The sequence below is a fragment of the Mycobacterium sp. 20KCMC460 genome (genome assembly GCF_022179425.1).
Lineage (GTDB): Bacteria > Actinomycetota > Actinomycetes > Mycobacteriales > Mycobacteriaceae > Mycobacterium > Mycobacterium kiyosense.
Map to the genome: position 1 here is coordinate 5,947,245 of NZ_AP025524.1, position 19,628 is coordinate 5,966,872.

Annotated in this window: 19 protein-coding genes and 1 tRNA gene; 10 read left to right on the forward strand and 10 right to left on the reverse strand. The window is 67.8% G+C overall.

The window, feature by feature from the left end; genetic code table 11:
* Positions 1-146 precede the first annotated feature (146 nt).
* The 4 genes from MKCMC460_RS27405 (at position 147) to MKCMC460_RS27420 (ending at position 4,273) form a co-directional block, all read left to right on the forward strand.
* Entirely contained in the window at positions 147-1,475 is a 1,329-nt protein-coding gene (locus MKCMC460_RS27405) for an NAD(P)/FAD-dependent oxidoreductase (RefSeq protein ID WP_236978274.1), read from the forward strand.
* Positions 1,472-2,512 carry an LLM class flavin-dependent oxidoreductase gene (locus tag MKCMC460_RS27410; RefSeq protein ID WP_238305082.1) on the forward strand — a complete coding sequence of 347 codons (1,041 nt, stop codon included), beginning with the start codon at positions 1,472-1,474 and terminating at the stop codon, positions 2,510-2,512. Before MKCMC460_RS27405 ends, MKCMC460_RS27410 begins: the two co-directional genes overlap by 4 nt.
* 209 nt (positions 2,513-2,721) lie before the next feature.
* The gene (locus MKCMC460_RS27415; protein ID WP_238305084.1) at positions 2,722-3,849 is read left to right on the forward strand and encodes an NDMA-dependent alcohol dehydrogenase; all 1,128 of its coding nucleotides are present in this window, start codon (positions 2,722-2,724) and stop codon (positions 3,847-3,849) included.
* A gap of 7 nt (positions 3,850-3,856) precedes the next feature.
* Entirely contained in the window at positions 3,857-4,273 is a 417-nt protein-coding gene (locus MKCMC460_RS27420) for a ketosteroid isomerase family protein (RefSeq protein WP_236978282.1), read from the forward strand.
* A 4-nt stretch (positions 4,274-4,277) separates the two neighbouring features.
* Here MKCMC460_RS27420 and MKCMC460_RS27425 read toward each other — a convergent pair whose 3' ends face one another.
* A complete protein-coding gene (locus MKCMC460_RS27425) occupies positions 4,278-5,705 on the reverse strand; it encodes a hypothetical protein (RefSeq protein WP_238305085.1) in 1,428 nt (475 codons plus the stop codon).
* 102 nt (positions 5,706-5,807) lie between these two features.
* Positions 5,808-6,725: a C1 family peptidase gene (locus tag MKCMC460_RS27430; protein ID WP_236978285.1), complete on the reverse strand. Its 918-nt coding sequence runs from the start codon at positions 6,723-6,725 to the stop codon at positions 5,808-5,810.
* A gap of 38 nt (positions 6,726-6,763) precedes the next feature.
* Between MKCMC460_RS27430 and MKCMC460_RS27435 the strand changes: the two genes are divergently transcribed.
* A complete protein-coding gene (locus MKCMC460_RS27435) occupies positions 6,764-7,168 on the forward strand; it encodes an HIT family protein (protein ID WP_236978286.1) in 405 nt (134 codons plus the stop codon).
* A gap of 1 nt (position 7,169) precedes the next feature.
* Here the strand turns inward: MKCMC460_RS27435 and MKCMC460_RS27440 are convergent, their stop codons facing one another.
* Both MKCMC460_RS27440 and MKCMC460_RS27445 read right to left on the reverse strand, forming a co-directional pair.
* Positions 7,170-8,579, reverse strand: coding sequence for a cell wall metabolism sensor histidine kinase WalK (locus tag MKCMC460_RS27440; protein ID WP_238305086.1), 1,410 nt, complete (start codon positions 8,577-8,579; stop codon positions 7,170-7,172).
* Positions 8,580-8,620: 41 nt separating this feature from the next.
* The gene (locus MKCMC460_RS27445) at positions 8,621-9,346 is read right to left on the reverse strand and encodes a response regulator transcription factor (RefSeq protein ID WP_236978288.1); all 726 of its coding nucleotides are present in this window, start codon (positions 9,344-9,346) and stop codon (positions 8,621-8,623) included.
* A gap of 159 nt (positions 9,347-9,505) precedes the next feature.
* Here MKCMC460_RS27445 and MKCMC460_RS27450 point away from each other — a divergent pair, with 159 nt between their 5' ends.
* The 5 genes from MKCMC460_RS27450 (at position 9,506) to MKCMC460_RS27470 (ending at position 14,273) form a co-directional block, all read left to right on the forward strand.
* Complete coding sequence (locus tag MKCMC460_RS27450; RefSeq protein WP_236978289.1) at positions 9,506-10,222, forward strand: hypothetical protein; 717 nt, start codon at positions 9,506-9,508, stop codon at positions 10,220-10,222.
* 50 nt (positions 10,223-10,272) lie between these two features.
* Positions 10,273-10,344 (forward strand) — tRNA-Thr (locus MKCMC460_RS27455).
* A gap of 168 nt (positions 10,345-10,512) precedes the next feature.
* The gene (locus MKCMC460_RS27460) at positions 10,513-11,001 is read left to right on the forward strand and encodes a sterol desaturase family protein (protein ID WP_236978291.1); all 489 of its coding nucleotides are present in this window, start codon (positions 10,513-10,515) and stop codon (positions 10,999-11,001) included.
* Positions 11,002-11,144: 143 nt separating this feature from the next.
* On the forward strand, positions 11,145-13,163 hold the full coding sequence (locus tag MKCMC460_RS27465) for a serine/threonine-protein kinase (protein ID WP_255731069.1): 2,019 nt from the start codon (positions 11,145-11,147) through the stop codon (positions 13,161-13,163).
* Between the two features lie 114 nt (positions 13,164-13,277).
* Positions 13,278-14,273: an alpha/beta fold hydrolase gene (locus MKCMC460_RS27470; protein WP_236978292.1), complete on the forward strand. Its 996-nt coding sequence runs from the start codon at positions 13,278-13,280 to the stop codon at positions 14,271-14,273.
* Positions 14,274-14,392: 119 nt separating this feature from the next.
* Here MKCMC460_RS27470 and MKCMC460_RS27475 read toward each other — a convergent pair whose 3' ends face one another.
* The 6 genes from MKCMC460_RS27475 to MKCMC460_RS27505 form a co-directional block, all read right to left on the reverse strand.
* Positions 14,393-15,217, reverse strand: coding sequence for an enoyl-CoA hydratase (locus tag MKCMC460_RS27475; RefSeq protein WP_236978293.1), 825 nt, complete (start codon positions 15,215-15,217; stop codon positions 14,393-14,395).
* A gap of 70 nt (positions 15,218-15,287) precedes the next feature.
* Positions 15,288-16,166 carry an MAP_0585 family protein gene (locus MKCMC460_RS31930; protein ID WP_370653039.1) on the reverse strand — a complete coding sequence of 293 codons (879 nt, stop codon included), beginning with the start codon at positions 16,164-16,166 and terminating at the stop codon, positions 15,288-15,290.
* A gap of 93 nt (positions 16,167-16,259) precedes the next feature.
* The gene (locus MKCMC460_RS27490; protein ID WP_236978297.1) at positions 16,260-16,727 is read right to left on the reverse strand and encodes a lipoprotein LpqH; all 468 of its coding nucleotides are present in this window, start codon (positions 16,725-16,727) and stop codon (positions 16,260-16,262) included.
* 127 nt (positions 16,728-16,854) lie between these two features.
* Positions 16,855-17,730 carry an alpha/beta fold hydrolase gene (locus MKCMC460_RS27495; RefSeq protein WP_236978299.1) on the reverse strand — a complete coding sequence of 292 codons (876 nt, stop codon included), beginning with the start codon at positions 17,728-17,730 and terminating at the stop codon, positions 16,855-16,857.
* A gap of 9 nt (positions 17,731-17,739) precedes the next feature.
* Positions 17,740-19,335 (reverse strand): MFS transporter, encoded by a 1,596-nt coding sequence (locus MKCMC460_RS27500; protein WP_238305090.1) that lies wholly within the window; start codon positions 19,333-19,335, stop codon positions 17,740-17,742.
* 134 nt (positions 19,336-19,469) lie between these two features.
* Positions 19,470-19,625 (reverse strand): hypothetical protein, encoded by a 156-nt coding sequence (locus tag MKCMC460_RS27505; RefSeq protein ID WP_236978300.1) that lies wholly within the window; start codon positions 19,623-19,625, stop codon positions 19,470-19,472.
* Between the last annotated feature and the right edge of the window lie 3 nt (positions 19,626-19,628).

The following is a 19,628-nucleotide window of genomic DNA, read 5'->3' on the forward strand; positions in this document are numbered from 1 at the left end:
GGCAAGAGCTGTTACAGTTAACGACCGTTCCCGTCAGAGAAATTGCATGACGCGACGAGTTCCCTGCTGGGAACAATGTCGTCCGGCCCGCACGAACGATCGTTACGGACGGCCGAGGCGTCGCGTCCGTTCGGAAGGAGCGGCGGGTGGATCGATCCGCGGTGGTCGTCGGCGCAGGATTGTCCGGACTTGCAGCGGCCCATCGTCTGCGGCAGGCGGGCCTGCAGGTCGTCGTCCTCGAGCGGGCCTCACGCCCCGGCGGGCTTGCCCGCACCGAGATGCACGACGGCTACCTGATCGACACGGGTCCGGATCTGATCAACTCGAGCTTCACCCGCTATCTCGACCTGGCCCGCGAGGTAGGGCTGGGCGACCGGATCGTCCCCAGCAGCCAAGTGGTCGACGTGCTGCGCGACGGGCACGCGGTGACGGTCGACCGCAGCCGGCGACTGGCATTGGCCACCAACCCGGTGCTGTCGGTGCGCGGCAAACTCGCCCTGGCGTCCGGATATCTGCGGCTGCTGCCGCGGCTGCGGCGGCTTGACCCCTATGCGCTGACCGATCACGCCGCGTCGGATCATGGGACCGCCCACGATCTGTGCGGCGACTACTTCAACGACGAAGTGACCGAGCAACTGGTGGATCCGATCCTGCGGGGATTCGCGGGCACCGGCACCAAGAACGCCAGCGCCCTGTCGGTGCTCGCCGCCTTCTCGATCGGGACCAAGCCGATGCTGGCGCTGCAGGGTGGCATGGCAACTCTGCCCGAGGCCCTGGCCGCGCGCCTCGACGTCCACTACCAAGCCGAAGTCACCTCGGTCGAGGAAACCCGCGACGGCGTCGCCGTCGGTTTCCGGGCGAACGGCAGTGTCACCAACGTCGAAGCCGGCACCTGCGTACTCGCGGTGCCCTACCACCAGGCGATTTCGCTGTGGCCCGCGCTGGACGACGCCGGAGGCGATTTCGGCCGCAGCCTCAAAGACGTTCCGCTGCTGAGCATTTCACTCGGATATGCCGCACCGTCGCCCACGCGCTCGTACGCGGTGCTGGTGCCGACCAAGGAATCCCCGGAGGTGTTGTTGGTGATGATGCAGCAGAACAAGTCGCCGGACCGCACGCCCCCCGGCAAGACACTGGTCACGCTGTACACCGAGGCCTCCGTCACCGCGAAGATGCTGCAGCGCAGCGATTCCAGGCTGGTGGACTGGGCGTCGGGATTCGTCGAGAAGTATTACCCGAGCCTTCGGGGGCACCTCGAGATGTCCACCGTGGCCCGCTGGCCGCACACCGGCTATTGGCCCTCGCCGGGCTACTGGAAGGGGATCGCCGATATGCGTGCCCGTCTGCCGAAGGGCAACATCCACACCACGAGTACCCTGTTCGGCTCCGGCGGCATGGAGCGCGCCGTGCTCGGCGGGCAACGCGCGGCGGACAGGGTGCTGCGCAGCGCCAAGCTCGAGATCGGGGCCGCATGAAACTCGGGGTGACCTTGCCGAGCCGGGTCGGGTCGATGGCCAACGTCAGCGCGCTGGCCGGCCTGGCCGATGCCGCCGGATTCGACGCGCAGTGGTCCTACGAGGTGTTCCGCAACCCGCTGTTGGTGACCGCGGCAGCAGCGATGTCCACCAGAGTCTCGCGCGTGGGCACCGGGATTGTCGCGGCGCTGTCCCGCAGCCCGTTCGACCTGGCCAACTCCGCCGCCGATCTCGACGACCTGTCCGGCGGACGGATGATGCTCGGTATCGGTACCGGAGCGCCCGAAGCCCTGCGCGCATTCCACAGCACCCACGGCGAGAGCCCCATCCCCCGCATGCGCGAGTACCTCGACGTGCTGCGGCGGTCCTGGGAATACCTGGCGACCGGCACCGCGCAACCTTTCGAAGGCGAGCACTTCAGCTTCCGCCCGCCGCCGATAAATCCTTGGGGTGCAAGGGAAATGGTGCGCGCGCAGATCCCCGTCTATCTCGCGGCGATGAGGCCGCACATGCTGCGCCTGTGCGGCAGCCGCGCCGACGGGTGGATCGGCTACTTCTACACCCCCGAACTGCTCGACTCCCACGTCCGCCCGCATCTTGCCCAAGGCGCGGCGAAAGCAGGGCGCGGCGACGTCGACATCGAAGTCTGCGTCGAGATGGTCTGTTCGATATCGCCAGATCGCGAGCTGGCGATGATGCGCGCTCGCCGCCAGGTCGGGTTCTACGCCGTCCATCCGATCACCGACTCGCTGCTGACCCAATACGGACTGATCGACGACGTGTGGGAGTTGCGTAAGCGGTTCCGGGCGCAAGGCGTGGACGCTTTCGCGCACACCAGCGACCGTCTGGTCGAAACGCTCTCGGTCACCGGCACACCCGACGAGGCCCGGCAAAAGCTGGCGGCCTACCGCGGCCATGTCGATCTGATGATGTTGCACACCCCGTACGTGCCACCGCTGACCGTCGACGACGCGACGGACGCGTTTTCCAACATCGTGACCACGTTCGCGCCGGGAAGGGTGGACGGCGCCTGCTGACTCGGCCGTCGTTCGGCCGATGCCAGGCGGCGACGACCCGTCTTGATACCAGCGCCCTCCCTACCGGTTGGTGGACCCCCCGGCTGTTTACGCACCGGTGACACAAGTCATAATGGTCGGCGAATGAGAACACGTTCTAAATCGTCATCCGGCCGCGGCCGGACCCTTTCACCGGCATTCGGGTCAGGGCTCGTTAGTGGAGGTCCTTCGTGAAGACAAAAGGCGCACTGATCTGGGAGTTCAATCAGCCCTGGTCAATCGAGGAAATCGAGATCGGGGACCCGCAGGCCCACGAGGTCAAGATCCAGATGGAAGCCGCCGGCATGTGCCATTCGGATCACCATCTAGTTACCGGCGGCATCCCGATGGCGGGCTTCCCGGTGCTCGGCGGCCACGAGGGCGCCGGCATCGTGACCGAGGTCGGGCCCGGCGTTGAGGACATCGCCCCGGGCGACCACGTGGTGCTCTCCTTCATCCCGTCCTGTGGGCAGTGTCCGACCTGTCAGGCCGGCATGCGCAACCTGTGCGACCTAGGCGCCGGCCTACTCGGTGGCGCCGCCGTGTCCGACGGCACCTTCCGCATCCAGGCCCGCGGCCAGAACGTCTTCCCGATGACGCTGCTCGGCACGTTCTCGCCGTACATGGTCGTGCACCGCAGCTCGGTGGTGAAGATCGACCCGTCGATCCCCTTCGAGGTCGCCGCCCTGGTGGGCTGCGGCGTGACCACCGGCTACGGTTCGGCGGTCCGCACCGCCGACATCCGGCCGGGCCAGGACGTCGCGATCGTCGGCGTCGGCGGGGTCGGTATGGCCGCGCTGCAGGGCGCCGTCGCCGCGGGTGCGCGCTACGTCTTCGCCATCGACCCGGTGGAGTGGAAGCGCGACCAGGCCCTGAAGTTCGGCGCCACCCACGTCTACCCCGACATCAACGCCGCGTTGATGGGCATCATGGAGGTCACCTACGGCCTGATGGCCCACAAGGTGGTGGTCACCGTCGGCGAGCTGCAGGGTGCCGACATCGACAACTACCTCAACATCACCCAGAAGGGCGGCACCTGCGTGCTGACCGCCATCGGCAGCCTGCTGGACACCAACGTCAACCTGAACCTGGCGATGCTGACCCTGATGCAGAAGAACCTGCAGGGCACCATCTTCGGTGGCGGCAACCCGCAGTACGACATCCCGCAGCTGCTGTCGATGTACAAGGCCGGCAAGCTCAACCTCGACGACATGGTCACCACCCAGTACCGGCTGGAGCAGATCAACGAGGGCTACCAGGACATGTTGGACGGCAAGAACATTCGCGGCGTCATCCGCTACACCGACGCCGACCGGTAGGTCCACCATGACGCAAACCGCGCAATCCCCGGCACTGACCGCCTCCCAATCGTCGTGGCGCTGCGTGCAGGCTCACGACCGGGAGGGCTGGCTGGCCCTGATGGCCGACGACGTGGTGGTCGAGGACCCGATCGGCAAGTCGGTCACCAACCCGGACGGCACCGGGGTCAAGGGCAAAGACGGCGTTGCGGCGTTCTACGACACCAACATCGCCGCCAACCAGCTGACGATCACCTGCGAGGAGACCTTCCCGTCCAGCTCGCCCAACGAGATCGCCCATATCCTGGTGCTGGACAGCCAGTTCGAGGGCGGCGTCACCAGTTCGGTGCGCGGGGTGTTCACCTATCGCGTCAACGACGAGGGACTGATCGAGAGCATGCGCGGCTACTGGAATCTGGACATGATGAAGTTCGGCCAGGAGTGAGTCGCTAACCGATCCGGCCCAGTCCGGTGATATTGCCCTGCATGATCTTGTTGTCCATCAACACCATCGACGCCGTCTGAATCGGGTCGCTGAGGATGGTCGCCGACTTCGGTTGCTGATGAAGCAATTTGCCGGTGTTGGGGTCGATGACGGAATAGGCGAAAATGTCCAGCGGCGTGGTCTGGTCCAGCCCGATCCGGGTGATCGTGTAGATCAACCCGTCCCCGGTGGACAGGTGCGGCAGCGCCGCGCTGCGAACCTTGCTCTCCCACACCGTATGACACCCCGGGTTGTCGACGTCGACCCGGGTCATGCCCCCCACGAACGGAGCCGTCGCCGGTACGGCCGGACCGGCGTTCGCCGGCACCTGCGGGTAGGGATAGCCGTATGTGCTGGCGATGAACAGCGAATTGCCCACTCCGATAGGCGAGTTCTCGCTGCCCGGTCCGCCCTGGGTCAATACCGGTTGCTGACAGATCGGCACTCCGGTGCCGGCTTGGTAGACCAGGGCGTGCACCTGCGTGTCGGCGTTGTCGACAATCGTCAGGTAGTCGGCCCCGTTGGGTCCGAAATACGTTGGGGTGGAACCAGTTCCCCAACTCAGCTGGCCGGGCTTGCGTGCCGAGCCCCGATCGTAGGGTTGTCTCCACACCTGCTGCGGGGTACCGCCGCCACCGAGGTCTATCTCGTAGAGCGCGAAGGTGGTGGCCACCGCGATGTGGTTCTGCGGTGAGGCCGAAATGCTGTTCGCCACTTGCTCTCCGGCCGGCAGTTGCAGACTGGCGACGCCGCCGCCGATCTTCGCCACCCCCACCACGCCGTTGGCCGTGGCGAACCAGACGTTGCCCTGGTAGTCGGGAACCACGCCAACGGAGCTGTCCCCGGCCGGGATCACGCCCGAAAGGTCGGTGGACTGGGTGACCTGCAGATGCCACGCACCGCGCTCGTCCCGGTTGTGCGCGATGCGTAGCAGGTGGTTGGTGCCGTCGATCAGCACCATCTGGTTGTTGTTGTCCAGGTAGGCGTAAACACCGCCCAGCAGACCCCCTTTGGCGATATCCATGCTGGCCAGTGGGATGACATCGGGCAGGATTCCGCCGGGGTTGATCAGATGCAGCACCGGCGCCTGTGCGGTGATCGTGGTACACAGCGCCAGCACCAGGCCGTCGGTGCCCTGCGTGATCGTCGGGCAGGCCGCCAGCAACGGGAAGGCGAAGACAGGCACCAGCCGGGCCCCCGGGCCGGGCAACGGACCCGCGTCGGCCGATCCGGCGTCGTTGTGCATCGACGCGATACCGTTGGGCGCCATGAACGGATTCGGCGGCGCCAGTGGCCCGAACGCGTCGGCGGCCCGTGCCGGGGTGATCAGGGACATCGCGCAGGCGGTCACCAACGCCACCGGAATCGCCAGCAGCGCTTTGGGAAACCGCACCAAGGTCCCCTATCGTGAGTTGGGTCACCTGGGATTCTGGCGTGGTTCGGGAACGACACCGCAACGGTGCGTTAACGATTCGGCCTCACCGGTTTAGCAGCGCTAAGCGTTGTGCGGTACGTACACTCCGATGCCCTGGGACATCCGCTGCAGCGTGTCATAGGCGATCCACACGAATCCCTGGTCGCCCCACCGTTTTCCGAAGCTGTTCTGCACACGGACCGCCGACAGGTGGTCGTCGTAGGCGGTGACGAGCATGACGTGGCCGGCCTTCTTGCCGGTGCTGTCGTGCATCCATTGCCCGTTTCCCACGTAGGGCGAGGGCTTGGCGCGGTAGTGCGGGAAGTCCGAATAGAGCCAGACTCCGAAGGCGACCGGCATGCCGTTGGCGACGACGGTCCGCAGATTGTCCAGACCGGCCGGCCCGGTGATCTTCGTGGTCTTGTGCTCAGGGATGCGGAACATCGGGTCGGGCGCGATGGTCTGCGACCCGTAATCCGCCCAGTTGGCGGCACAGGACGACGTGGCTTTCCGCCGGCCGAGGTTCGGTGCCGCCTGCAGCGACGGGGTGCCGCCGTTGTCGCGCAGCCAGTTCAGGCACTTGACGATCTGTCCTCCCTCACAAGTGTTTTCGGCAATCTTGTTGGCCTGCTGATAGCGGATGTAGGCGTAGTCCGGCCCGGCCCGGCGGGCGGGTGTGGTGGGCGCGATGTTGGACTTGCGGGCGGCATAGAAAGTCGCCAGCCCGTACACGGTGGCCCACACGAAACAATTCGGCATGGTCTGGCGGCCCACCGGGGGTAGCCACTCGGTTCGTACCGACGCTTTGGCCGGCAACTGACCGCGCCGCTCGGGCCGCTCCGGGTTTCCGGGCTCGGGGACGTCGGGGTCGTAGCCGTAGGCGGTGAGGTCGACGGGTTCCTCGTCGTCGGCCGCGTCACCGCAGCCCGGCAGCGCCGCGGCGGCTGCCGTAGCGGCCGCCAGCGCCAGCATCGAACGTCTGCCGAACCGTGCCTCCATCCGACTGACCCTAATTCGGCCCCACCTATGCTGGGGCGATGGCATCGATCTTCACCAAGATCATCAACCGTGAAATCCCCGGTCGCTTCGTCTACGAGGACGACGACATCGTCGCGTTCCTCACGATCGAGCCGATGACGCAAGGCCACACCCTGGTGGTGCCGCGCGACGAGATCGACCAGTGGCAGAACGTCGACCCCTCCGTGTTCACCCGGGTCATGGAGGTGAGCCAGCTGATCGGCAAGGCCGTGACCAAGGCGTTCGACGCCGACCGCGCCGGGCTGATCATCGCCGGACTCGAAGTGCCGCACCTGCACGTGCACGTGTTCCCCGCCCGCGATCTCAGCGATTTCGGCTTCGCACACGTCGACCGCAATCCGTCGGCGGAATCGCTGGACGAGGCGCAGGCCAAGATCAAGGCGGCGCTGGCCGAGTTGGTGTGATCTAACCGACCTGCGCCGGCACCTCGCTGATCCGCGGCAGCGCGACGCGGAAACAGCACCCCTGCCCCGGCGCGGTCGTCACGGTGACCCGGCCGCCATGCGCCTTGACCAGCGAGTCGACGATCGACAGTCCCAGCCCGGTGCCGCCGCTGGCGCGCGCCCGCGACGAGTCGGTGCGATAGAAGCGCTCGAAAATCCGGTCGGCATCCTGCTGGCTCATGCCCGGCCCCTGGTCGGCGACCTCGAGGACGGCGTCGTCACCCTGAGTGCCGACCCGCACCGTGATGTCGGCGGTGTCCGGGGTGTGCTGAATCGCATTGGCGACCAGGTTGCTCAGTACCTGGCGCAGCCGCGGTTCGTCGCCGAGCACTTCGGGGGTGCCAGGACCGTCGAGAACTTCCATCGTGATGTTGCGTCGGGGGCCCATCGCGCGCCCGTCGTGCACGGCGTCGCTGGCCAGCGCGAGCAGATCCACCCGATGGCTCTCCAGCGGCCGTTGCACGTCCAGTCGGGCCAGCAGCAGCAGGTCCTCGACCAGCAGACCCATCCGGCTGGCTTCACTTTCGATGCGCGACAGCAGCATGGACACGTCCGACGCGGCGCCCTGCCGGTACAACTCGGCAAACCCGCGAATAGTCGTCAGCGGGGTCCGCAGTTCATGACTGGCGTCGGTGATGAAGCGGCGCATCCGCTCCTCGGAGGTGCGGGCCGTCTCCGCCGAAGCCTCCGAGGCGGCCAGCGCTTCCTGAATCTGGGCCAGCATCCCGTTGAGCGCCGACGACAGCCGGCCCACCTCGGTACGAGGGTCGCGTTCGGTGACACGTCGATCGAGCTGTCCCCCGGCGATGGCCGCCGCGGTCTCCTCGACCTCGCCCAGCGGACGCAGACTGCGATGCACGACGGCGAAACTGGCGATCCCCACCACCACCAACACCACCGCCCCGATACCGACCTGCAGCCAGACCAGCGCCCGGACCGTGTGGTCCACGTCGGACAGGTCGATGGCCACGGTGGTCAACCCGCCCTGCGGACCGTGCACCGAGACCACGCGCCACTCGATGTCGGAGTCGCTGACCGAGGGCAGCGTCGTGGGATTGGGGCCGACATCGTTGTCGGCGGGCAGCGCCGGCTCGGCATTGCGGTCGTTGATCGCCGTCATCGTCTTGCCGTCGGGGCTGATCGCGCGGACGTAGAACTTCGACGGCGGACGGGCTGGGTCGGGACCGTCGGCGGTGGGCGGAGTGTGCTTCCACGGCGCCTGCGCCCAGCTGCGGGTGGCGTCCATCAACGCCGAGTCGATGCGGCTGATCAGGCTGTGCCGCAGGATCGAGGTGACCGCCACGCCTGAAGCCAGCAAACCGCACAGCACCAGCGCCAGGGTGGCCGCAACCAAACCCACCCGCAACGGCACGCCGCGCCGGTATCTTCTGGCCGTGCCGGCCCGGGGCACGCTCAGCGGGGCTCCCGCAACACGTAGCCGACCCCGCGCAACGTGTGCAGCAGCCGCGTCTCGCCGGTGTCGATCTTGCGGCGCAGATACGACACGTAAGACTCGACGACGTTGACGTCACCACCAAAGTCGTAGCGCCACACATGATCCAGGATCTTGGGCTTGCTCAGCACGGTGCCCGCGTTAATGACGAAGTAACGCAGCAGCGTGAATTCGGTGGGCGACAACGAGACCGGCTGCCCAGCCTTCCACACTTCGTGCGTTTCCTCGTCGAGTTCGATGTCGGCGAACGTCAGGCGGGAGTTGCGCGGCTCATTGTTGTTGCCCTTACCCGCTCGCCGCAGGATCACCCGCAGCCGCGCGACCACCTCTTCCAGACTGAACGGCTTGGTCACGTAATCGTCGCCGCCGAGGGTCAGCCCGGCGATCTTGTCCTGCAACGAGTCTCGCGCGGTGAGGAACAACGCCGGCGCGTCGATGCCGTCGGCGCGCAGCCGGCGCAGCACCCCGAACCCGTCCATACCGGGCATCATCACATCGAGAATCACTGCGTCCGGCCGGGATTCACGGGCCCGGTCGAGCGCTTGCGGCCCATTGGAGGCGGTGAGAACCTCGAAACCCTGGAATTTTAAGCTGACAGACAGCAATTCGACGATGTTGGGCTCGTCGTCGACGACGAGGATGCGCGCCTCCGGCTGGGCGGCGGCTCCAGGATTTCCCATAGTCATTATCAGTACCTCAACCCGATCTTGTGTATTAGCTCCACACTAGTTGGAAGCTTCCTGTGAGGTAGGTGCGAGACTCCTGCAAGCATCCTGCCAGTGGGTCGTCGAATCGGCTCGGACCCGAGCGGCAAAATCGGGGTGCGCCGCTCGTAGACTCGCAGGATGAACCTCGTCAAAGCCGCCCTGGGCATCGCGACCGCACCCGCGCGTGCCGGCCTCGCGGCGGCCGAAGCCAGCCTGAACCTCGCCGGCGCGGCGGTGGGTGTGGCCAAGCAGGCACTGGGCGAGACCGGCGGCACCGGGTACAACCCGATGGCCAACATGCTGGGCCTTGACGACACGCTGGCGCGGGCCAACCGGCTGGCCCGGCTGCTCGACGACGACATGCCCCTGGGGCGGGCCATCGCGCCGAACGGGCCGATGGACCGGATGCTGCGTCCCGGCGGACTGGTCGACCTGCTGACCTCCGACGGCGGGCTCATCGACCGCCTGACGGCCGAAGGTGGCGGGCTGCAGCGCGCGCTTCAACCCGGCGGGCTGGCCGATCAGCTGCTCGCCAACGACGGGCTGGTCGAACGGGTGCTGGCCGAAGACGGGCTGGCCGACAAGCTGCTCTCCGAGGGCGGCCTGGTCGACAAGCTGACCGCCAAGAACGGTCCGCTGGAACAGCTGGCCGACGTGGCCGACACGCTGGCCCGGCTGGCGCCGGGGATGGAGGCGCTGGAACCGGCGATCGCCACGCTGCAGGAGGCGGTGATCTCGCTGACCATGGTGGTCAACCCGCTGAGCAGCATCGCCGACCGCATCCCGCTGCCGGGACGTCGTCCGCGGTCGTCGCCGCGGACGGTGCGCTCGCAGCGGATCGTCGACAGCGACTGACCCCAGCTAGGCTTTTACCGGTTTCACCGGTATTCACCGGTAAATCACCGGCCTCCTTAGCTCAGTGGTAGAGCACTCGCCTTGTAAGCGAGCGGTCGTCAGTTCAATCCTGACAGGGGGCTCCGAGCTGCTATCGGGTCAACTCCGGCACGCTGAGCACCGCGTCCAAGAACTCGGCGCTCCTCCGACCGATCGGCTACCACGAGATCCGCCTGCTGTGGGCCGTGCACGTGGTGCACCACAGCAGCCAGCGGTACAACTTCTAAGTCGCGCTGCGCCAACCCTGGGCGGTGCTCACCACCCTGCCCTTCCTGGTGCCGGTCGCACTGCTGGGCATCGACGCGCGGATCATCCTGGCCTGCTACGGATTCAACCTGCTCTACCAGTTCTTCCTGCATACCGAGCTCGTCGACAAGCTCTGGGCGCCAATCGAATTCGTGTTCAACACGCCCAGCCATCACCGCGTGCACCATGGATCGCAGGCCCGCTACCTCGATACCAACTACGGCGTCATCCTGATCATCTGGGATCGGTTGTTCGGCAGCTTCGAACCCGAGGGTGAGCGGGTGCGCTTCGGACTGACCAAGAACATCGACACCTACAACATCGCCAGGGTCGAGACCCACGAATTCGTGGCGATCTGGCGCTGCATGCGAAGCGCCGGCAGCCGGCGGGACCGATTGGGGTACCTGCTGCGCAGGCCGGGCTGGGCACCCGCGGTGAATCAGCGGGGCGGTGCCGCAGAACTGCGACCTCAACCACTGCCGGCCAGCGCCTGACCGCGGCCGCCGGGCCGCCGCCGCACGAACGTATGTGGAATATATGACCTTCGCCTGAATCCCCTGTTCAGCGCCTGCCAGGCCTTGATTTTGCCGGTTGAATCAGCTGCTTAACGGTTTTTGACAGCTGCACAGGGGGTCTGGTGGACCACGAGGGGACGCCGTTCGGCCGGTACCGGTTGATCGACTTGCTAGGCCGCGGCGGCATGGGCGAGGTGTGGCGGGCCTACGACACCGAAACCCAGCGGGTGGTTGCGGTGAAGGTGCTGCCGCCCAACCTGGCCAGTGATTCCACCTTCGTACAGCGATTCCGCCGCGAGGCGCTGGCCGCGGCGGGCCTCAGCGACCCGCACGTCATTCCGATCCACCACTTCGGCGAAATTGACGGCCGCCTCTACGTCGACATGCGGCTGATCACCGGCCGCGATCTGCACTCGATCATCGCCGACGGCGCCATGGACCCGGCGCGCGCCGTAACGATCATCGAACAGGTCGCCGCCGCCCTGCACGACGCGCACCGGATCGGGCTGGTGCACCGCGACGTCAAGCCCTCCAACATCCTGGTCACCCCCAACGACTTCGCCTACCTGATCGATTTCGGTATCGCCGCCGCCTCCGGGGACACCAGGATGACGGGTACCGGCAGCGTGATCGGGACCTGGGCCTACATGGCGCCCGAACGGCTCAACAGCGGCCAGAACGATCCGCGCAGCGACACCTACGCGCTCGCCTGCGTGCTGCACGAGTGTCTGACCGGGAGCCAGCCGTACCCGGGCAACAGCATCGAGCAACAGATCGGCGGGCACCTGGGACTGCCGGCGCCGCGACCGTCGGCCTTGCGCAGAGACTTGCCGGTACAGCTGGACGGGGTCATCGCCATCGGCATGGCCAAGAAACCCGAACAACGCTATTCGACCCCGACGGAGATGGCCGCGGCCGCCCGCGCGGCGATCACCCAGCCGACCCGGCTGCCACCGCCACCGCCGCGCGACACCGACCCGGGCCCATCCGATTCGCACACCATTGCCATCCCGACCGGCCCGCCGCGCAACTACTACCCGTCCAATCCCCAGGGCAGTGTGTCGAACACCGATCCGACCCAGTACCAGCAACTGGCCCCCGCGGGGGGACCGGACGTATCGGCGGGCCGACCCGGCGGTCAGCTGCCCCCACCGCCGTCGGCGGGGCCGGCCAGACCCGCATCGAACCCGTCACCGAACAAACGGCGGCGCAACATCATCCTCGCCAGCAGCATTGCCGCGGCGCTCGCGGTAATCGGTCTGGTCGCCGCCCTGGTGCTGCTCCCGGGAGACAAGAGCGCCCCCACAGCCGTTGCGCCGCAAGCGAATTCCGGACCGCTGACCGGAACCTACACCCTTGCCTTCGGCCAGAGCATCGGCATTTCGGGCAAGCCCGAACCGAACCAGGAACCGCCGGGCAACGAGACCTGGAAGCTGCGCTCGGTATGCGGCGCCAAAGGGTGCGTGGCAACCGCCGCGCGCAGCTCCGGATCCTTCAAGCACCCGGCAAGCCTGGTGTTCGACGACATCAACGGACGCTGGATCGCCGTCACCCTGGACACCGAACGATGCAACAACCAGGACATCGAGGAGTGGCACTGGATCTATCTGCTGCCGCGTCCGGACGGCAGCATGGCGGGCGAATGGATCGACGATTCCGTCCAGTGCTACAGCAAACGCAGCGTGACGTTCACCCGCACCGGTGACGCCGACCTCGCCGGGCTGCCCGACCCCGCCGCACTGCCGGCCCGGGTGGCATCACCGGCCCTGGGCCTGCGCGGCTTCTACCGCTCCCGGGTCACCACCGCCTCCGGCCAACCCAAGCTGGCCGACCAGGACTTCAGTGTGGACACCTTCTGCCTGCGCGGCGGCGATCGCTGCCTGAGTCGTTTCGTGCTGACCGATCTCACCGACCATCAACTGTTCATCTTCGCCAACAACGCCTGGACGGAGAACTCCGAAGAGGACGTGCCCTGCCCCGCCGGCGGGACGAGTCACGTCCGGATGACCGGCGTGTTCCCGCTGCCGAAGCCTGCCGCGGACCCCATCACCACACTGTCCGGCCACGGCATGGAGGACGTCTCGGGCAGTACCTGCAAAGGCGGCCCCTACGACCAGGTCTTCAACCGGATCAGGGACTGAGCGCGCCGGTCGGAGGAGCGCATCGGGCGCATTTAGAAAGTCTCAAGGCCGCCATCCCAGACTTCACTTCACCAGGAACAGCCCGTCCACACCGAAGTGAGCAAGCAGGCCAAAATGAGCAACCTCCGAACGATCAACCTGCACGGTGACCGTATCGCTTACCGCGACGAAGGCGCCGGCGACGTGCTGCTGCTGATCCACGGCATCGGCGGCAGCTCGAACAACTGGCGCGAGATCATCCCGGCCCTGTCCAAGAGGTTCCGCGTCATCGCCCCCGACCTGCTGGGCCACGGCCAGTCCGACAAGCCGCGCGGCGACTACTCGCTGGGCGCCTTCGCGGTGCTGCTGCGCGACTTCCTCGACGCGCTGGGCATCCCGCAGGCCACCATCGTCGGTCACTCCCTGGGCGGCGGCATCGCGATGCAGTTCGCCCACCAGCACCGCGACTACTGCGAGCGGCTGATCCTGATCAGCAGCGGCGGCCTGGGCGCCGAGGTGAGCCGGATGCTGCGGCTGGCTTCGCTGCCGGGCTCGGCGAGCGTGTTGCGGCTGATCTCGTCGAAGCCGGTGATCGCCGGGCGCAAAGCTATTTCGGCGCTGCGGACCACCGAACGAAGCGAGGCCAGGGCCAGCGACCACTGGGAAGCGCACGCGGCGCTGTCGAACCCGGAGAACCGCAAGGCATTGCTGCGCACCCTGCGCGCCGTCGTCGACAGCCGCGGCCAGTACGTGTGCGCGCTGAACCGCCTGCACTTCAACTCCGCCGTGCCGGTGCTGATCATCAGCGGCGACCAGGACCGGGTCATCCCCGTCAGCCACGCCTACGCCGCGCACGAGGCGATGCCGCACAGCCGCCTGCACATCATTCCCGGCGCCAAGCACCACCCCCACATGGAGCGCACCGACACCGTCGCGGCCCTCATCGACGACTTCATCGACGCCTCCGCCGACGCCGACGCCTACCCGCACCCGGCCCCGGCCGCGGTGTCCCTGGCCGACTGGTCGGCCACCCACTCGCCGCGCTCGGGTCTGCGGTCGGCGGCGGTGATGCAGCGCATGAACCGCCGCCGCGGTCGCCGCCACCTGCAGGCGGTGTCGGAAGCCAGCTGACCCGAAGCGGGAAGCCGCTCAGGCCACCGGCCGGCGAGGTCGTCGACCACCCCGACCGGGAAGCCGAGGGCCGCCCGCGGTCATCGCGTGCAGACCGTCGCGCACAGCACTGAGCAACGCTAAATCGCGCCCCTCGTGCCGGGCTTGCCGGACTTGCCGGACTTGCCGGACTTGCCGGACTTGCGGGACAGGAACGCACGCATGTGCTGCTGGGGTTCGCCGGTGAGGAACGCCAGGCCGAACTGTTCCACGCTGTCCTCGATCGCACCCTGCACCGTCATGTCGAACCACTTGTTGAGCAGTCGCTTCTGCTGCCGGACCGCGTGCGGTCCGAACCCGGCCAGCCGCGCGGCGAGCTGGGCGATGCGGTCGTCCAGCGTGTCGGGGGCCACGACCTCGTGCACCAGACCCCAGGTCGCGGCGGTCTGCGCATCGATGGTCTCGCCCGTCAGCAGCAGCCAGGCCGAGTGCGAGGCCCCGATCAGTGCCGGCATCAGCGCCGCATGGATCACCGACGGGATGCCGACGGCCACCTCCGGCATGCCGAACTTCGCGCCGGACTCCGCGATGCGCAGATCGCAGCACATCGCGACTTCCAGACCGCCGCCCAGACACCAGCCCGCCAACCGGGCGATGACCGGGACCGGGCACTGCCGGATCGCCTCGCAGAGCCCGGCCAGGCCGCGGATGAAATCTTCGGCGCTGGATCGGTCGAGGGTGACCATCTCGTTGATGTCGGCGCCGCCGATGAACGCCTTGTCCCCGGCGCCGCGCAGCACCACCACCCTGATCCCGTCGTCGCGCCCGACGGCGCGAAATGTTTCGGCGAGTTCCGAATTAGCTTGGCTGCCAATGATATTCAACGGTTGGGAGTAGATCAGTTCGATGGTGGCCAGACCATCGGCGCGCTGGTATCTGACCAACCGCCCTTCGGTGCTGCTCATCGGCTTGAGTGTCTTTTCGCGTTACGGCGCGCTGCGCCGGCCGAACCGAAACCGGCGCGATCGGCGCCCGTCAGTACAGCGGAACCCAGGTACCGAAGAACCAGTAGCCCCAGCCCCCGTACTGCCAGTTGAAGACCGGCAACACGGTGAAGGTGTTGTAGTTGAACGGGCCGAAATCACGCTGCCCGTAACCGATGTCGCGTGCCGGCGGGCCGTCCCACGGCCGGTTCCAGCCACCCGGAGGCGGCGGGCCGTTCCACCCTCCGGGAGGCGGCGGGCCCTCCCAGTTGGGCGGCGGGTGGCCGGGGGCGGGCCCGTCGTTGTAGCCGAAGCCACGCTGCGGCGGCGGAGGCGGCGCGCCGCGGTCGGGGAAGAGAATGCCGGCCAGGGTGTTCCGGGGCCCGCCGAATTGGTTGTTGGGTTGCGCCAGCGGACCGCGCGGGATGAACGGGGGATGCGGCGGCTGGGTGGCCGGTGCGTTGATGACGATAGTGATGCCGGGAGCGGCCGTCGTCGAGGTACTCGACTGCCCCGCCGGCACCGTCGTGGTCGTCGACCCACTCGCGGTGGTGGTCGACCCGGCCGCCGTGGTGGTGGTCACACCCGAGGAGGTGGTCGTCGTGGTGGTGGGCGTCGCAGCCGTCGTCGTGGTCTGCGAGGACGGTGCCGCACTGGATGCCGTGGTCGACGGCGGCGCCGACGTGGTCGCCGGAACCGTCGTGGTGGCCGGCGGCGCGGTGGTGGCCGGCGGCGCTGTAGTGGCCGGCGGCGCGGTGGTGGCCGGCGGCGCGGTGGTGGCCGGCGCGGCCGTGGTCACCGGCGCCGGCGAGTTCGTCTGCGCGGGCGGGGTGTGGGGTCCCGGCGTGTTCGGCCCCGGAGTCGGGGTGTCCGGCGCCAACGGACTGGGCACGAACGGCGCGGAGCTAGCGGTGCCCGCGTCGAACAGCACCGCCGAGATCCCAGACCCGCCGCGACAGCCGCCGCGCCGACGACACGTTTCATGGTCATAGCTGCGTCCCCTCCTGGGATTCGACTGCCCGCCCTACGGGCAGGTCACGCTCATCTCGAACGGTTTGGTCACCGGCTTCGGGTCCTGCGGGTTGCTCACGTCGACACCCGAGGCGGTGCCCTTGATCGCGTACGTCTTGTCTTTGAGCGCGGCCCCGGCGTTGGTGGCCTGGTTGGGAGCGGCGTCGGAGAACCCGAGGGTGACGCCGTTGACCGGCCCCAGTCCGACCGCGTGCACGATCGGCGGATTGTCCTTGCTGACCACCGCGCCGATTCCGGCCGACGCGTCACCGATGCCGATGTTGATGTTGTTGCCGGACGGGTTGCACGTCACCGCGCCGGTGACATTGAGGTTCTGACCGTCGACGATCACGACCGGTCCGGAAGGCGCCGCGGCCTGCGGAGCCGAGGACGCCGCGCCCTTGTCGGACTTGCTCGAACAGCCGACGCAACCGCCCACCAATGCCAAACCGGCCAGCCCGGCCGCGATACCACGCTTCAAGACGCTTCTCCTCGTGTCGCAGGTGTCACAGGTGTCGCCCCAAACAAATGCGCGCTGCGCGCGGATACCCAATGCGCGGACACCGCAAACTAAGTCATACAACGTTCAGATGTCACCGACAAGGCCGTCAGCCAGCATCAACGTGCCGCTGGATGAATTCCAGGACGGCGTCAGCAAAGATGTCGTTACGGTCGCCGGCGACCATATGGCCGGCGCCGCGGACGTCGGTGAATTCGACCTGCGGGAAACGTTCCAGGAATTGGTCCGCGCGTTCCTGGCTGACCAGGTCACTCACCTGACCACGGACCAGCAGCATCGGCACACTGTCGGCGAGGATGGCGGCTACCGCCGCGTGCATGCGGTCGGATTCGACTACCTCCAGCGGCGGGTAGGCCGAGGAACCGTTGATGAACTGTGGATCCCAGTGCCAGTACCATCGGTCGCCGCGGCGGCGCAGATTGGTGGTCAACCCCTGCAGATCCGTGGGCCGCGGCCGGTGCGGGTTGTACTCGGCGATCGCGTCGGCCACCTCTTCGAGCGAGGCGAAGCCGGACTCCATCCGGTCGGCCATGAAGTTGTGGATGCGGTTGGCCCCGGACTGTTCCATGTCGGGCACGATGTCGACCAGCACCACGGCGCTGGCGATGCCCGGCGCCAGTTCTCCGGCCAGCAGCATTGAGGTGAAGCCGCCCAGCGACGCCCCCACCAGCACCGGGCGCGGGGGCAGGCCGCGCAGCACCTCGTGCACGTCGGAGGCGAAGCTGACCACGCGATAGTCGCCCTCGCTGGACCAGTCGGATTCGCCGTGGCCCCGCAGGTCGACGGTGACGGCCTGATAGCCGCGCTTGGCGACGGCGCTGGCCGCCCGGCCCCACGAGCGCCGGGTCTGGCCACCGCCGTGCAGGAAGACGACCGCGCGGGCCTGCGGATCGCCGTGCCGGTCCGAGACGATGCGAACCCCGCCGGGACCGTGCGTGATGAATGGTTCGGCTGCCGTCACCATCAGGAAATACTAAGACGCCGCCCGCTCGCGGCGGCGCCGCGTAAGCCGCAACCGTCGGCCGTCCCGGCCCGGTGCGATCAGCGAGATCAGGACGGCTGCTACGGCCACGATGACGGCCATCACCGTGTAGGAGGTGTTGGCGGCCGCCACGAACGCTTCCTTGCTGCGCTCGGCGAGTGCAACACCCTGCGGACCCAGTCGATCGGCGACAGCCAGGGCCGTGGCCAGTGAGTCCGACGCCGGAGCGCGCACCTGCTCGGGGTAGCCGGCCAGCGCGGCGCCGACGTGACGGCTGTAGCTGCCGGCCAGGATGGAACCGGCCAGCGCGATCCCGAACGCGCCACCCACCTCCCGGGTGGCATCGTTGACCGCCGACGCGACACCCTGTTTCTTCTCCGGCGCCGCGGTCATGATCGCCGATGTGGTTGGCGCCGTGCACAATCCGAAGCCGGTGCTGATCACCACCAGCGGCCAGGCCACCTCGAGGTAACTGGAGTGGGTGGTCAGCGTGCCCATACACAGGAACCCGATCGCGACCAGCGCCATGCTCGCGAACACCACGGCACGCAGCCCCAGCCTGGGCAGGTACCAGGGCGACAGGATCGACAGCGACAGCAACGGTAAAGCCATGGGGCTCAAGGCAATTGCGGCTGTCAACGCCGAGTAGCCGCGGACCTGCTGCAGATATTGGACCACCAGGAAGAACAGCGCGAAGGTGGCGAGAAACACCACGGTGATGGCGGCGGCGCCGGTGCCGAAGCTGGGATCGCGGAACAACCGGATGTCCAGCAGCGGTTGCCGGCGCCGCAACTCGACGAAACCGAACATCACCGCCAGCACCGCCCCGGCGAGGAGGCACCCGATGACGCGGGCGTCACTCCAACCGTGCGCGGGCGCCTGCAGGATGCCGAACACGAAGACGGCGACCGCCGCCCCGATGGTCACCGCACCCGGCACGTCCAGGCGCGGGGCGTCGTCGTCGCGGGACTCGGCGATGGTCAGCGTCAGCGCGAAAACCATCGCCGCGCCGATCGCCAGGGTCCAGAAGATCGACCGCCAATCCCAGAGCTGCACCAGCACTCCGGCGCCCAGCAGGCCGAACACCCCGCCGCAGCCGGCGACCCCGGCCCAGATGCCCACCGCTTTGGTGCGCGCCTCGGGCGGGTAGGCGGCCGTCAGCAACGACAGCGTCGCCGGCATCACGAACGCCGCCCCGGTCCCGGCCAGCCCCCGGGCGGCGATGATCTGCAGCGGAGTGCCGAACACCAGCGGTGCGGCCGAGGCGACAGCGAACGTGGCCACCCCGACCAGCAATGCGCTGCGGCGCCCGTACCGGTCGCCGATCGCACCGGCCGGCAGCAGCAGGCAGGCCAGCAGCAGGGTGTAGCTGTCCACGATCCAGGTCAGCTGCGTCTGGCTCGCCGAGGTGGCTTTGGCGATGTCACCCAGCGCGGTGTTCAGCGCCACCATCGACGCGATGACCAGCACGACACCCGCGCACGCGATGAACAGAGTCCAGCCGCGCCGGGCCCGGGAGCCCTGGGCGAACGAGTCGGCGGGGGCGCCGTCGGCAAGACTGGATGTGGTGACCGTAGGACCAGTCATGGGCCCGCTTCCTATGGACAGGAGCAAATCAAGACTGACAGTCTCGGTACGGGACTAATGGCCTCAGTACCCGTCCGGTAGCGGGGAGAAACGGCCGAGGCCTGATTCGGGCCCTGATTCTCGCCGATGCGGCGTCAGGCCCGGGACGCTCCGGGCAGCCGGTCGCGCACCCAGCCCGCGGCTCGGGCCAGCGGGTTGTCCGACCTCGTCGACTTCTTGATCCTGTCCAGGGCTTGCTCACCCTCGATGGCGTAATCCCTGACCGATTCGTCGCCTTCTTCAGCACGCATTGC